The following is a 1,950-nucleotide window of genomic DNA, read 5'->3' as shown; positions in this document are numbered from 1 at the left end:
GTAAACGGTAGATAGTACGTACCTCGACTGCAAGGGAAAAATGTGTGATAATAGACTATATTTGTATCACGAGTATCAAAAGTTAAGTTTCAACTTTTGATACCCCTATCAGGAGGTAAGTCTATGAGTTCAGAAACAAGCGTGGTGGCTGAGCAGTGCCGCCTCCGGGAATGGGCCGCACAGATCCGGGACTGCCAGAGTCGCCCGGCCGGCATGAGCATTGTCAGCTGGTGTGCCTGTCACGGCATTACAAAAGCGAATTATTATTACCGGCTCCGCCGTGTAAGAAAGGCCTGCCTGGAAGCTGTCCGGGCGGAAATGCCTGCACAGCAGATGGTTCCTGTTCAGCCCGAACTTTTACAACACCAGGAACAGATTGGCAGAAACCTACGGCCGAGACTGGATATTTCCATAAAAGGGTTCTCCATCCATGTGGCAGAATCCACGTCCATGTCCCTTTTGGCAGATGTTCTTAAGGTGGTGCGGCATGTTGAATGACGCCACGTGTTTTAAAGCCGTTTATATCGTCTGCGGGTACACGGATCTGCGGGCGGGAATGGATCGGCTGGCGGCGCTGGTGGAGGCACAGACTGGCAGCAGGCCCTACGTGCCGGATACCCTTTACCTTTTCTGCGGACGGCGCACGGACCGCATCAAAGGTCTCGTATGGGAAGGGGACGGATGGCTCTTATTATACAAGAGACTTTCAGAAAGCCGGTTCCAATGGCCCCGCAGTCCGGAGGAAGTACGTTCATTGACGCAGCAGCAGTTCCGCTGGCTGATGGAAGGGCTGACAATCACACCAAAGAAGTCTGTCAGGCCGGTGGAACCACCGGAATATATGGGATGACATTGTGCAAAACAGAGAAATTTCTGAATGGTTCCGCCATTTCCGGGGCTTGTGCATTCCGGCAGTATACAACCAGCCGTGAACGGCGGAAAAGCATGTCAGGCGGGCGTCATATGGATTCGTGTCATTTGAAAGCCTCCATAAAAATCTGCTCATCACAAGCTATAACCCGCAGCCAGAGGCATGGGCATTATGACGGATGCCGCTGGGGAACCGATTCGCAAAAAATGCGGATTTCTGGTATAATAGGGGCATGAATATCAGGAGGCGGCGGCATGGCTTTGGAATATACGGAAGAAAAACTGAACAGCCTTGACAAGGAAACGATCATCCAGCTGTTCCTGTCACAGCAGGAGCAGCTTAAGCGGATCGACCACAACCTCCAGCTGGTGCTGGAGCAGGTAGCGGATTTAAAAAGGCACCGTTTCGGCAGTTCATCTGAAAAGCACGAACCTGATGAACAGATCTCCTTCATGGAAATGGACGGAAAGATTGTATTTTTTAACGAACCCGAAGCCGTGGCTGACGAAGAGACCGGTGAAACCTCAGAGACCGTACCCCGCCGGAAACCGAAAAAGAAACAGGGAAAGCGGGAAGAAGATCTGGAAGGATTGCCGGTCGTGATGGTCGAACATTCCATGACGGAAGCAGAATTGGAAGGATTGTTCGGAAAAGAAGGCTGGAAGCAGCTCCCTGACGAAGTGTACCGCAGATATGGTTTTACCCCGGCAAAAGTCGAAGTAGAGGAACATCATGTGAAAGTATATGCAGGGAAGAAGACGGATGAGATCGTAAAGTCGCCACATCCGGAGTGCCTGTTAAGGGGAAGCCTCGTGTCCCCCTCGCTGGAAGCGGCCATAATGAACGCCAAATATGTCAATGCGGTGCCTCTTTACCGCCAGGAGCAGGAGTTTGAACGTTACGGTCTGCACATTTCCAGGCAGAACATGGCGAACTGGACGATTCAGTGTGCGGATCGCTACCTTGCAGTCCTTTATGATTACCTGCATGAAAAAATGTATGATTACCATGTAATGCAGGCGGATGAAACGCCCGTGCTGGTAAATAGGGATGGCCGTCCTGCCGGGAGTAAAAGCTAT

3 protein-coding genes are annotated in these 1,950 nt (G+C 51.4%); all 3 read left to right on the top strand.

The features are described 5' to 3' along the window. Nucleotides 1-123 precede the first annotated feature (123 nt). Nucleotides 124-498, top strand: coding sequence for an IS66 family insertion sequence element accessory protein TnpB (locus VSQ61_RS22585; RefSeq protein ID WP_334346567.1), 375 nt, complete (start codon nt 124-126; stop codon nt 496-498). Next, complete coding sequence (tnpB, locus tag VSQ61_RS22580; protein WP_172540619.1) at nt 488-850, top strand: IS66 family insertion sequence element accessory protein TnpB; 363 nt, start codon at nt 488-490, stop codon at nt 848-850. Before VSQ61_RS22585 ends, tnpB begins: the two co-directional genes overlap by 11 nt. Before the next feature lie 275 nt (nt 851-1,125). Beyond that, the coding region (locus VSQ61_RS22575; protein ID WP_334346566.1) for an IS66 family transposase at nt 1,126-1,950 on the top strand (825 nt) is incomplete at its 3' end.

Origin of the sequence: Candidatus Merdisoma sp. JLR.KK006 (assembly GCF_036941035.1) — a bacterium.
Lineage (GTDB): Bacteria > Bacillota > Clostridia > Lachnospirales > Lachnospiraceae > Laedolimicola.
The sequence above is the reverse complement of the archived record's forward strand: the minus strand, read 5'-3'. Positions and strand labels throughout refer to the sequence as shown.

Bases quoted from the DNA above. Each gene is read 5' to 3' on its own strand.
- VSQ61_RS22585 (WP_334346567.1), top strand. From the start codon at position 124: ATGAGTTCAGAAACAAGCGTGGTGGCTGAGCAGTGCCGCCTCCGGGAA.
- tnpB (WP_172540619.1), top strand. From the start codon at position 488: ATGTTGAATGACGCCACGTGTTTTAAAGCCGTTTATATCGTCTGCGGG.